Consider the following 10,811-nt stretch of genomic DNA (forward strand, 5'->3'; position numbering starts at 1 on the left):
GGCCGGCGCCCGGTTTTTTTTGCGCACAGGCTTGTTCCGCACCGCGCCGTCAGGCCGCCGGTTTCCAATGCAGGATCAACGCCTGCCCCATGGCGGGGTCGGACGTGGACGGGGCACCCGTTTCAATGCGGCCCGCCAATCGGCGCGTGAAAGACGGGTCATCTTCGTCGTGCACCGTGATGTCGTACCAGCCGCCGCTTGCCCCCATGTCCCAGGACAGGCTTGCTGATTCGCCCGCGGCCAACGTGGCCGAGGTCTTACCCGGAAAGTCATAGGCATTGGCCTCGATGCGGAATGCCCGTGGCGTGGCGCCCGGGTTGCGTACCGACACCTGCAACGATGCACCGACGCCCGCGTAGGCAGCCGTGACGTCCAACGCTGGCGGCGCATCCGGCGCGGCGCGGCCCGTACAGTGGCGATGAAAACCGTTAGGCCCCAGCACCCACAAGTCGTAGCGGCGGTCGCCTTGCGCTGCCGGCCATTGCCCTTGCAGGCGCGTGCCCGCTTCCAGCGTGTACCGACGCGGCCCATCGGCCAGGCGCAAGCGGTCGTAGACGTGCAGAACCGCGCCGGCCGCCCCGGCATTGTCGAACTGCAAGAAGATCTGATCACCGTCGATGCGCGCATGCGTATGCAGCGCGTAGGGAAGCGCGCGTGACGGCCGCGTGCCGCCAGGCTGGCGCGCCAGCGCGGGCTGCGCGGGCGCCGGCGGAATTATCGTGCCGGCAAGCGCGGACGCTTTTCCCGCGCGTTCGGCGGTAGGGGGCAAGGCGCGCAGCAGGTCGTCGTTGTTGTTGGGCGTGGCGAAGTCGAAGATCGACGTCAGGTCTCCGCACACGGCCCGGCGCCATGCGGAAATGTTCGGCTCGGCCACGCCGAAGCGCTGTTCAACAAAGCGCAGCACCGAGGTGTGGTCGAACACTTGCGAATTGACCCAGCCCCCCTTGGTCCACGGCGACAGCACGTACATCGGCACGCGCGGCCCCAGCCCATACACGCCGTGCAGGTGCGCGGGGGTGTCGTCCTTTTCCACACCCGTGATGCGTTCGTGGTATTCGCCCTGCGTATCGACCGTGGACGCACCGGCCAGCGCGCCGCCGGCATCGCGCGATGGTGGGGCAGGGGGCGGCATGTGGTCGAAGAAGCCGTCGTTCTCGTCGAACATCAGCAGCAGGACGGTCTTGCTCCAGACGTCCGGGTTGGCGGTCAGTGCGTCCAGCACCCGGGCGGTGTAGTCCGCGCCCTGCGCCGGGCTGGACGGGCTGGGATGCTCGGACCCGGCCTTGGTGGCGCAGATCCACGACACCTGCGGCAGCTTGCCGTCCAGCACATCCTGGCGCAACAGGTCCAGGCCGCGTGTGGTCAGCGCCTTGTCCTTCAGCGCTGCCAAAGAGCCCGGCACGCCGTGATAGGCGTCGCGATAGGCCTTGAAGCCGGCGGTGGGGTTCAGCGAATAGTTGTCGGCCATGTCCTGGTAGATGCGCCAGCTGACGCCGGCCGCCTCCAGCCGTTCCGGGTAGGTGGTCCAGGTGTAGGCGCCGGCTGGGTCGCCGCCCATCAGCTTGTTATAGACGTTGCCCAGGGCCGGGCCGTTGCCGCGCCCCGCGCCGTCGTTCGTGCCTGTCCAGACGAACAGCCGGTTGGTGTTGGTGCCGCCCGTGAACGAGCAGTGATACGCATCGCAAACGGTGAACGCGCGCGCCATGGCGTACTGGAACGGCATGTCGGCCGCTTCGTAGTACGCCATGGAATGGTTTTTCTTGGCGGCGGGCCAGCGGCCCATGCGGCCGGCATCCCAGGCGTCTTGCGCGTTGGACCAGGTGTGCGGCGTGCTGGCCACGCGCACGGTTTCAAAGGCTTCTTGCGTATCCAGCCGATAGGGCAGCACCGTGCGCGGAGCGCCTTCGTCGGGCTTGTCGTTGTATTGCGCCCAGACCGTGCGATGTTGATGGTCGGGGCTGTCAGGCACCGGGATCGGAAAGCGGTCACCAAACCCCCGCACCCCCGCGAGCGCGCCGAAGTAGTGGTCAAACGACCGGTTTTCCTGCATGAAGATCACGATGTGTTCTACATCGCGGATCGTGCCCGTGCGCTGATTGGCCGGGATGGCCAGCGCGCGCCGGATGGCGGCGGGGAACAAGGCCAGGGCGCTGCTGGCCCCGGCAAGGGCGGCGCTGTTGCGCAGGAAATCGCGTCTGCTGTGCATGGGCTTTGGCTCGCCTGACGGTCCAAAGCCCAATAGCCTACGCGCCTTTCCTTTTATCTGGCTGACTGCGATGGCGCCAGATGTGCGCGGGCTTATTTGCGGCCGGTGCTTTCCGCGTAGTCCATATACAGCTTGTGCGCGCGGCGGGCCATCGGGCCGTATTCCAGCGCGCGGTCTTCGACGCGGTTCACGTGGACGACCTTGCCGTAGTTGCCGGACGAGAACACTTCGTCGGCGGCTTCGATGTCGGCGCGGGTCAGGCTGCGTTCCTGCACGTCGACGCCATCTGCCTTCAGCAGCGTCAGCACGCGACGGCGTGTGATGCCGTTCAGGAAGGTGCCGTTGTCCACCGGCGTGGACACGACGCCATCCTTGGCGATCCACAGGTTGCTGGTGGCGAATTCGGCGATGTTGCCCGCGCCGTCCAGCATGATGGCGTTGTCAAAACCCTTGTCGGCGGCTTCGCGAATGGCGCGCTGGCCGTTGGGGTACAGGCAGGACGCCTTGGCGTCGGTGGGCGCCATGTTCGGCCAAGAGCGGGCGTAGCTGGAAAAGCAGGCGGAAAAGCCTTGTTCGCCGGGCATGGGCACCTTGAACACGTGCAGCACGAACTGCGTCTTGTCAGCGTCCGGAAGCAGGAAGCCGTCGGCGCAGTAGAACATCGGCTTGATGTAGAGCTCGGTGCCGGCCGGGAATCGGGATACGGCTTCCAGGCACAGCTTCTGGATCTCTTCCCAGCTGATCTGCGGCTTCATCAGCATTTTTTCGGCGGATCGCACGACGCGCTGGCAGTGCAGGTCCAGGTCGGGCGTCAGGCCGCGAAATGCGCGGGCGCCGTCAAACACCATGCTGGCCATCCAGAAGGCGTGGTCGGCCGGACCCAGCAGTTTGGGGTTGTCGGTGGTCCAGTGACCGTTGTGCCAATACAGGGCGTCCATGTCTATCTTCCTTTACTCGAATTGGGGTGGCGCGGCAGCGGCGCCGAAACGTCAGGATACATGAGGAGCCGGCCGCGAACGGGCGCTTATTCGCGCGCCAGCGACGCCTGCACGCGCTCGGCCACGTCGGCCGGCACCCATTGCCGCCACACGGGTCCGTATTGCTTCAGGAAATAGCGCGCCGCGTCCTCGGGTTCCTTGCCCTCGGTTTCCAGCCAGCCCAGCGTGGCGTTGATGGCGTCGTCCGGCACGGTCAGCTTGGTCAGGAATTCGGTGACCTTCGGCGCTTGCTTGGCAAAGGCCGCGTTTACGCCGGTCACCACCGGGTTGGGTTTGAATTCGGTGGCCACGGGGTTGGTGCACTTGGGGTCCGTCATGCAGGTGTAGGCGGCTTGGTCGAACGCGGGCAGTTGCAGCTTGACCAGGTCCAGCGCGCCGACCAGTGAGGTGGGCGTCCAGTAATAGAAAACGATGTCGCGCTTGCGCTTGTAGGCCGACACGATGGCCGCCTTCTGGGCAGCGCCCGAGCCGGGCGCGAACAGCGCGTAGTCCTTGTCCAGCTTCAGCGCGCGCAGCAGGTTGTCGTTCAGCGTGCCGCAGGCCCAGCCCGCCGGGCACCCATAGATGCGGCCACGGCCGGGGTCTTCGGGGTCGGCAAAGACTTCCTTGAAGCGGGCCAAGTCGGATGCCGCCTTCAGGTCCGGGTGGCGCTCGGCCGTATAGCGGGGCACGTACCAGCCTTCGCCCGCGTCGTACACGTGGCCCACGCCCAGCACCTTGCCGCTGGCCAAGGCTTTTTTCCAGGCGCCCTCGATCTGGCCGGGCCAGACCTCCGGCGTGACGTCCACGTCGCCGCGTTGCAGGGCGGCCAGCATGGGCAGCGTTTCGCCGATTTCGACGGTGGTCTTGCAGCCATAACCGTGTTCAAGCACGTATCGCTCAATGCCGGCCAGCACCAGGTTGGACTCCCAGTTCAAGCCGCTGAAGCGGATGGGGCGGTCGACCTCGCAAGTGGCCGATGAGGCGGAGGCGGGGGCGGCATTGGCGGCGGGGGCAATGAAGGATGAGGCCAGCGCGGTGGCCAGCGAGATTGCGCCAAGAACGGGGGCGAGCGGATGCAGATTGCGCATGGTCAGGCACCTGTGGGGTTGGGTGCGTTTTATTGTACGAGCCATAGCGCCGGCGCCCAATGCAATCGGGGCCGCGCGATGCGGCCCCGAAGGAAAGACGGACAGCAGAAGGATCAGGCTCGGGCAGCGCGCCGCTTGTCGATGAACGCGCCGACCTCGCCCACGATGCCGCGCCGGAACGCCAGTACGCAGATAACGAAGATCAGGCCGATCACGATGGTCACCGATTCGCCCAGGCGCAGGAACCATTCCACGCCGGTCAGGCTGGCCATCATCTGACCGAAGTCGCCCACCTTGTTCTCCAGCAGCACCACGATGAAGGCGCCCAGGATCGGCCCGGTCAAGGTGCCCAGGCCGCCGATCAACGTCATCAGGATGACCAGGCCCGACATCTGCCAGGTGGCGTCCGACAGGGTGGCGGACACGAAGACCAGCGTCTTGGTGGCCCCGGCCAGCCCGGCCAGCGCGGCCGACAGCACAAAGGCCAGCAGCTTGAAGCGGTCGACGTCGTAGCCCAGCGAAATGGCGCGCGGTTCGTTTTCGCGCAGCGCTTGCAGCACCTGGCCGAACGGCGAATTCACCGTGCGCCAGATGATGAAGTAGCCGATGACGAAAATGGCCATCACCAGGTAGTACAGGTTGATGTCCTTGGACAGGTCCACCAGCCCCAGCAAGGTGCCGCGCGGCACGCTTTGCAGGCCGTCTTCACCGCCCGTGAACTTGGCCTGAAGGAAGAAGAAGAACACCATCTGCGCCAGCGCCAACGTGATCATGGCGAAGTAGATGCCGCTGCGCCGGATGGCGATGGCGCCCATCGCCAGGCCCAGCAGCGCCGCCACGCCCACCCCAAACAGCAAGCCGATTTCGGTGGGAAAGCCCCAGACTTTCATCGCATGCCCGGCCGCATAGGCCGCGCTGCCCAGAAAGGCGGCGTGCCCGAACGACAAGAGCCCGGTAAAGCCCAGCAGCAGGTTGAATGCGCAGGCGAAAAGCGCGTAGCACATGATCTTCATGGCGAAGATCGGGTACACCCCCAGAAAGGGAAGAGCGGCCACCACGACGGCCAATACCGCATAGCCCAGGAATTGACGATTCATTTTTCTTTTCCGAACAGCCCGGCCGGGCGGATCAACAGAACAATGGCCATGATGATGAACACCACGGTGCTGGACGCCTCGGGCCAGAACACCTTGGTCAGTCCTTCAATCACGCCCAGGCCCAGACCGGTGACGATGGCGCCCATGATGGACCCCATGCCGCCGATCACGACCACGGCGAACACGACAATGATGAGGTTGGAACCCATCAGCGGCGAGATCTGCAAAACCGGCGCGGCCAGCACACCGGCAAAGCCCGCCAGCGCCACGCCGAAGCCATACGTCAGCGTAATCATGCGGGGCACGTTCACGCCGAAGGCTTCGACCAGGCGTGGGTTTTCGGTCCCGGCGCGCAGCAAGGCGCCCAGGCGGGTGCGTTCAATCACGAACCAGGTCGCCAGGCACACCACCACGGACGCCGCCACCACCCAGCCGCGATAGTTCGGCAGAACCATGAACCCCAGGTTGGTCGCCCCGCGCAATGCCTCGGGCGTCGGGTACGGTTGCCCCGACACGCCGTAGAAGCTGCGGAACAGGCCTTCGATCAACAGCGTCAGGCCGAAGGTCAGCAGCAGCCCATAAAGGTGATCAAGCTTGTACAGATGCTTGAGCAGTAATTTTTCGATCAATATGCCGAACAGCCCAACGACCAGCGGCGCCAGGATCAGCATGACCCAGTAGTTCAACCCCAGGTACGACAGCCCCATCCAGGCGATGAACGCGCCCAGCATGTAGAGCGCGCCGTGCGCGAAGTTGATGACGTTCAGCAGCCCGAAGATAACGGCAAGCCCGAGCGACAACATGGCATAGAAGGAACCGTTGACCAGGCCCAGTAATAGCTGGCCAAACAAGGCCTGTATAGGGATGCCGAAAAGGTCAGTCATCTTGTGAAAATCCTGCGCGTACGGATAAAAGTGAGCGAATTCAAGGTGCGGCCACGGCCCGGGCCGGGCCCCCACCCTGGGGTCACATGAGCCGAGATTACTTCTTGACCAGCTTGCAGGTGGATTCGGACAACTTGGTGTAGACCTCGTCGCCGGGCAGCGTGGCCACGACCTTGTAGTAGTCCCACGGGCCCTTCGATTCGGCCGGGGTCTTCACTTGCATCAGGTACATGTCGTGGACCATGCGGCCGTCTTCGCGCACATAGCCGCCCTGGGTGAAGAAGTCGTTGATCTTGTTCGACTTCATCCACTTGATGACGGTGTCGGCGTCGTCGGTGCCGGTGGCCTTGACGGCGTTCAGGTAGAACGACAGCGACGAGTAGTCACCGGCTTGCAGCATCGACGGCTTGCGGCCCACCTTGGCTTCAAACTTCTTGGACCAGGCGCGCGAGGCGTCGGATTGGTCCCAGTACCAGCCGTCGGTCAGGTACATGCCTTGCGTGGCTTGCAGGCCCAGCGAGTGCACGTCGTTGATGAAGACCAGCAGACCGGCCATTTTCATCGTCTTGGTCACGCCAAATTCGTTGGCGGCCTTGATGGTGTTGATGGTGTCGCCGCCCGCGTTGGCCATGCCCAGAATCTGGGCCTTGGACGCTTGCGCTTGCAACAGGAAGGACGAGAAGTCAGACGCGCCCAACGGTGCGCGCACCTGGCCCTTGATCTCGCCGCCGGCGGCTTTCACCACCGCCATCGTGTCGCGTTCCAAGGCGTGGCCGAAGGCGTAGTCGGCCGTCAGGAAGAACCAGCTCTTGCCGCCGTCCTTCACCACCGCCGAGCCGGTGCCGCGCGCCAGCGCCACGGTGTCGTAGGCGTAGTGCACGGTGTAGGGCGAACATTGCGCGTTTGTCAGGTCGGACGCGCCCGCGCCCACCGCGATGAACGGCTTCTTCTTTTCAGCGGCCACGGCCGCCATGGCCAGGCTGGTGGCCGAATTGGTGCCCGCGACGATGACGTCGACCTTCTGCTGGTCGAACCATTCGCGCGCGCGCGCCGAAGCAACGTCGGCCTTGTTCTGGTGATCGGCCGAGACGACTTCGATCTTCTTGCCGTTGATGTTGCCGCCGGCGTCTTCGATTGCCATGCGGATCGCGTCCAGCCCGGCCTTGCCGTCGATGTCGGAATACACGCCCGACATGTCGGTGATGAAGCCGATGCGGATGACATCGTCGGAGATACCTTGCGCGTGGGCGGTTACCCCCGCAAATCCCAGGCCCGCCATGGCCAGTGCAGCAGTGATGGTGTGCAGCTTCATGGGATGACTCCTCTTCCCTACGGTGTTGTGTTGCCGGGGTTCCGGCGGATGACAGGTTGTTTTAGACGCCCAACAGTTCGTTGAGCGTGTCCTGTTTTTCTGAAAGTTCCGCGGCTTCGAAATGCTCCACGATCTGGCCATGCTCCATTACATAGAAGCGATCGGCCAAGGGCGCGGCGAAGCGGAAATTCTGTTCCACCATGACGATGGTGTAGCCACGCTGCTTGAGCGTCGTGATCATGCGGGCCAGCGCCTGCACGATGACGGGGGCCAGTCCTTCCGAGATCTCGTCCAGCAGCAGCAGGTTGGCGCCGGTGCGCAGGATGCGCGCCACCGCCAGCATCTGTTGTTCACCGCCCGACAAGCGCGTGCCCGGCGAATTCCGGCGCTCTTGCAGGTTGGGAAACATGTCGTAGATTTCAGCCAGCGACATCCCCCCGCCCAGCGAGCCCACGACGGGCGGCAGCAACAGGTTTTCTTCGCAGGACAGGCTGGCGAAAATGCCGCGTTCCTCGGGGCAGTAGCCCACACCCAGGTGCGCGATCTTGTAGGTCGGCAGGTCGATGGCTTCGGTGCCGTGTATGCGCACCGACCCCTTGCGTGTGCCGGTCAGGCCCAGAATGGCGCGCAGCGTGGTCGTACGGCCGGCGCCGTTGCGGCCCAGCAGCGTGACGACTTCGCCTTGCCCCACGCGCATATCCACGCCGTGCAGGATATGCGATTCCCCGTACCAGGCTTGCAAGCCCGAAATTTCAAGTGCCGGGGTGCTCATGCGTGCGCTCCTTGGAGTTCGCCGTCGGTGGTGCCCATATAGGCCTGCATCACGGCGGGGTGGCGCGAGACTTCGGCGTACGTGCCTTCGGCCAGCACCGACCCGCGCGCCAGCACGGTAATGGTGTTGGCGATGGAGGACACGACGTTCATGTTGTGTTCCACCATCAGAATCGTTCGGCCGGCGCTGACGCGCTTGATCAGTTGAGTGACGCGGTCGACGTCTTCGTGGCCCATGCCCTGCGTGGGCTCGTCCAACAGCATCAACTCGGGTTCCATGGCCAGCGTAGTGGCGATTTCCAGCGCGCGCTTGCGGCCATACGGCAGGTTGACCGTGGTCTCGTCCGCGAAGGCGCCCAGGTCCACCTGTTCCAGCAACGCGCGCGCCGGCTCGTTCAACGACGCCAGTCGCTTATCGCTTTGCCAAAAGTGAAACGACAGGCCGGTCTTGCGCTGCAAGCCGATGCGCACGTTCTCCAGCACGGTCAGGTGCGGAAACACCGCCGATATCTGGAACGAACGGATCACGCCGCGCCGGGCGATCTGCGCAGGGCGCTCGCCGGTGATGTCGATGCCGTTGAACTTGATGGTTCCCGACGTGGGAGATAAGAACTTGGTAAGCAGGTTGAAGCACGTAGTCTTGCCCGCGCCGTTAGGCCCGATCAAGGCATGAATCTGCCCCCGCTTGATACGCAAATCGACCCCATTGACCGCGACGAATCCGCGGAACTCCTTGGTGAGGCCTTTTGTCTCCAGGATTGTGTCATCCATGTCCGCTGCACCGGCGTTGTATTTATATGGTCTCTGCCTGCCGTCATTGCGCCAAGCCCCCGAAGGGCGGAAATCCTACTAAACATCCTAAGGAACTTTCGTAGTTTTCCGATGAGTTGCCGGCGAGTATGCGGACCTCTTTATTAAAATTCCATGAGGGTTTTACATAGGTTTTGCAGTGCGGAAAGGGCAATTGTCGGCGGGCCGACAATACGCACCGCGCAAGGCGGGAAAACCCTTTTTACGACGCAATGCGTTGCAGCAAATTTGCTTTGATTGTTATCAACGCGTCATGCAATCGTGGGTTGGGCGGCGCGCATGGCACGCCGCCCGGGGCCGTGTCATGCCGGCGTCTTTTGCTTGAATTCGCACAGGTCCGAAATACCGCATTGCGGGCATTTCGGTTTGCGCGCCACGCAGATGTAGCGGCCGTGCAGAATCAACCAATGGTGCGCGTCCTGGATATATTCGCGCGGGATGAATTTCACGAGCTTTTCTTCAACTTCCAGCACGTTCTTTCCGGGCGCGATACCGGTGCGATTGGACACGCGGAAGATGTGCGTATCCACCGCCATCGTTGGCTGACCGAACGCGGTGTTGAGCACGACATTGGCCGTCTTGCGGCCCACGCCGGGCAGCGATTCCAGCGCCTCGCGCGTGGTGGGCACCTGGCCGCCGTGATGCTCCAGCAAGATCCGACAGGTGGCAATCGTGTTCTTGGCTTTGGTGCGATACAGGCCGATGGTCTTGATGTAGTCGGACAGGCCTTCTTCGCCCAGCGCCAGCAAGGCTTGCGGCGTGCCGTATTGCGGGAAGAACTTGCGCGTGGCGATGTTCACCGATTTGTCGGTCGCCTGTGCCGACAACAGCACCGCGATCAGCAATTGGAACGGCGTGTCGTATTCCAGTTCGGTGGTCGGATTAGGGTTGGCCGCTTGCAGGCGGGCGAAGATCTCGCGTCGTTTGGCTGCGTTCATGACTGCGTCGGATTGCGGCGGGCCCGGGCGCGGGCCAGCGCGGATTCAATGGCGGAGCGCTTGCGGTCCTGGCTTTGCGCGTCGGCCTCGGGGGCAGGCGGCGCGCTGGCGGCGGCGGCAGGCGCTTCCGGCGCCATCAGCCGCGCGTTGTCGGCGGCCAGGCGTTCTGCGCGGGCCAAGTGGCTGCGATGCCGTTGGCGGCTGATGTCCGCGTCCGCGCTGGTCCATGCGCGGCCCGCGGGCACCATCTGAATACAGTCCACCGGGCAAGGCGCCACGCACAGGTCGCAGCCCGTGCACCAATCCGCCAGCACGGTGTGCATGTGCTTGTTGGCGCCAACGATGGCATCGACGGGACAGGCCTGGATGCACAGCGTACAGCCGATGCAGTGCGATTCGTCGATGCGGGCGACCAGCAACGGGCCGGGTTCGCCGCGTTCCAGATCCAGCGGCAGGGCAGGGGTTTGCAGCAATTCGGACAGCGCGGCAATGCCGTCGTCGCCGCCCGGCGGGCAGCGGTTGATGGGCGCCAACCCTTGCGCGATGGCGTCGGCGTAGGGCCGGCAGCCGTCATAGCCGCACTTGGTGCATTGCGTCTGCGGCAATAAGGCGTCGATGCGGTCGGCAAGTGAGCGACAGGACATGTAAGGCCAATAAAAGAAAAAGGGGCCACTCGGGCCCCGTGGAATACGGATCAGGCTTGAGAAGGCGCGGGCCGGGCCCGC

General features: G+C 64.2%; 10 protein-coding genes. All 10 read right to left on the reverse strand.

Annotation, left to right across the window (positions count from 1 at the left end):
* Window positions 1–49 precede the first annotated feature (49 nt).
* The 10 genes from ACNPP0_RS19820 to rsxB all read right to left on the reverse strand — a co-directional run bounded on the left by ACNPP0_RS19820 (window position 50) and on the right by rsxB (window position 10,730).
* Entirely contained in the window at window positions 50–2,206 is a 2,157-nt protein-coding gene (locus ACNPP0_RS19820; protein WP_448706796.1) for a phosphocholine-specific phospholipase C, read from the reverse strand.
* Between the two features lie 92 nt (window positions 2,207–2,298).
* Complete coding sequence (locus ACNPP0_RS19825; protein ID WP_448706797.1) at window positions 2,299–3,144, reverse strand: branched-chain amino acid aminotransferase; 846 nt, start codon at window positions 3,142–3,144, stop codon at window positions 2,299–2,301.
* An 86-nt stretch (window positions 3,145–3,230) separates the two neighbouring features.
* On the reverse strand, window positions 3,231–4,274 hold the full coding sequence (locus ACNPP0_RS19830; protein WP_332610701.1) for an ABC transporter substrate-binding protein: 1,044 nt from the start codon (window positions 4,272–4,274) through the stop codon (window positions 3,231–3,233).
* A gap of 113 nt (window positions 4,275–4,387) precedes the next feature.
* Complete coding sequence (locus tag ACNPP0_RS19835; RefSeq protein WP_332610700.1) at window positions 4,388–5,371, reverse strand: branched-chain amino acid ABC transporter permease; 984 nt, start codon at window positions 5,369–5,371, stop codon at window positions 4,388–4,390.
* Window positions 5,368–6,255, reverse strand: a complete 888-nt coding sequence (locus ACNPP0_RS19840) for a branched-chain amino acid ABC transporter permease (protein WP_104142996.1) — start codon at window positions 6,253–6,255, stop codon at window positions 5,368–5,370. Before ACNPP0_RS19840 ends, ACNPP0_RS19835 begins: the two co-directional genes overlap by 4 nt.
* Window positions 6,256–6,352: 97 nt before the next feature.
* Window positions 6,353–7,567 carry an ABC transporter substrate-binding protein gene (locus ACNPP0_RS19845; RefSeq protein ID WP_448706798.1) on the reverse strand — a complete coding sequence of 405 codons (1,215 nt, stop codon included), beginning with the start codon at window positions 7,565–7,567 and terminating at the stop codon, window positions 6,353–6,355.
* Window positions 7,568–7,628: 61 nt separating this feature from the next.
* Window positions 7,629–8,339: an ABC transporter ATP-binding protein gene (locus ACNPP0_RS19850; RefSeq protein ID WP_448706799.1), complete on the reverse strand. Its 711-nt coding sequence runs from the start codon at window positions 8,337–8,339 to the stop codon at window positions 7,629–7,631.
* A complete protein-coding gene (locus tag ACNPP0_RS19855; RefSeq protein WP_046802574.1) occupies window positions 8,336–9,109 on the reverse strand; it encodes an ABC transporter ATP-binding protein in 774 nt (257 codons plus the stop codon). Before ACNPP0_RS19855 ends, ACNPP0_RS19850 begins: the two co-directional genes overlap by 4 nt.
* A 341-nt stretch (window positions 9,110–9,450) precedes the next feature.
* Entirely contained in the window at window positions 9,451–10,086 is a 636-nt protein-coding gene (gene nth, locus ACNPP0_RS19860; protein WP_104142999.1) for an endonuclease III, read from the reverse strand.
* Window positions 10,083–10,730, reverse strand: a complete 648-nt coding sequence (gene rsxB / locus ACNPP0_RS19865; RefSeq protein WP_448706800.1) for an electron transport complex subunit RsxB — start codon at window positions 10,728–10,730, stop codon at window positions 10,083–10,085. Before rsxB ends, nth begins: the two co-directional genes overlap by 4 nt.
* Window positions 10,731–10,811: the final 81 nt, after the last annotated feature.

It is taken from the genome of Achromobacter semiaridum (assembly GCF_053543755.1).

What these genes read in the sequence shown, in the direction of transcription:
- ACNPP0_RS19820 (WP_448706796.1), bottom strand. Translation starts at nt 2,206, where the DNA reads ATGCACAGCAGACGCGATTTCCTGCGCAACAGCGCCGCCCTTGCCGGG.
- ACNPP0_RS19825 (WP_448706797.1), bottom strand. Translation starts at nt 3,144, where the DNA reads ATGGACGCCCTGTATTGGCACAACGGTCACTGGACCACCGACAACCCC.
- ACNPP0_RS19830 (WP_332610701.1), bottom strand. Translation starts at nt 4,274, where the DNA reads ATGCGCAATCTGCATCCGCTCGCCCCCGTTCTTGGCGCAATCTCGCTG.
- ACNPP0_RS19835 (WP_332610700.1), bottom strand. Translation starts at nt 5,371, where the DNA reads ATGAATCGTCAATTCCTGGGCTATGCGGTATTGGCCGTCGTGGTGGCC.
- ACNPP0_RS19840 (WP_104142996.1), bottom strand. Translation starts at nt 6,255, where the DNA reads ATGACTGACCTTTTCGGCATCCCTATACAGGCCTTGTTTGGCCAGCTA.
- ACNPP0_RS19845 (WP_448706798.1), bottom strand. Translation starts at nt 7,567, where the DNA reads ATGAAGCTGCACACCATCACTGCTGCACTGGCCATGGCGGGCCTGGGA.
- ACNPP0_RS19850 (WP_448706799.1), bottom strand. Translation starts at nt 8,339, where the DNA reads ATGAGCACCCCGGCACTTGAAATTTCGGGCTTGCAAGCCTGGTACGGG.
- ACNPP0_RS19855 (WP_046802574.1), bottom strand. Translation starts at nt 9,109, where the DNA reads ATGGATGACACAATCCTGGAGACAAAAGGCCTCACCAAGGAGTTCCGC.
- nth (WP_104142999.1), bottom strand. Translation starts at nt 10,086, where the DNA reads ATGAACGCAGCCAAACGACGCGAGATCTTCGCCCGCCTGCAAGCGGCC.
- rsxB (WP_448706800.1), bottom strand. Translation starts at nt 10,730, where the DNA reads ATGTCCTGTCGCTCACTTGCCGACCGCATCGACGCCTTATTGCCGCAG.